Raw genomic sequence first — 428 nt, 5'->3', positions numbered from 1 at the left:
ATGTTATGGTCGAAAAAGAAAAACGGCTTGGCAATCAGAATCCTACTCAATCGGTAATTCTTCCATTTTCTAAATCCTTATCTGATGAAGCAATTGCGATTTACGAAAAAACCGGTCTGCAAAGCTACCCTTGGCAAAAAAATCTTGTCAAAGATATTATGGCGGTCGATGATGATGGCTTATGGGTTCACCAAAAGTTTGGCTACTCTATTCCGCGTCGTAACGGTAAAACGGAAATCATATATATCCTTGAACTTTGGGGATTGCATCACGGGTTGAACATGCTGCACACGGCTCATCGTATCAGCACTTCCCACTCTTCTTTTGAAAAGGTTAAGAAATATCTTGAAAAGATGGGGCTGGCTGATGGCGAGGATTTTAATTCAATCAGAGCCAAAGGGCAAGAACGTATCGAACTGTATGAAACA

At 40.9% G+C, this 428-nt stretch carries 1 protein-coding gene; it reads left to right on the top strand.

Annotated features, from left to right (window positions below):
* Nucleotides 1–428 (top strand): hypothetical protein (locus tag KJQ99_RS09875; protein WP_214150735.1); only part of this gene is annotated, 428 nt, incomplete at both ends.

Origin of the sequence: Campylobacter sp. 2018MI13, assembly GCF_018501135.1 — a bacterium.
Classification (GTDB): Bacteria; Campylobacterota; Campylobacteria; order Campylobacterales; family Campylobacteraceae; genus Campylobacter_E.
The sequence above is the reverse complement of the archived record's forward strand: the minus strand, read 5'-3'. Positions and strand labels throughout refer to the sequence as shown.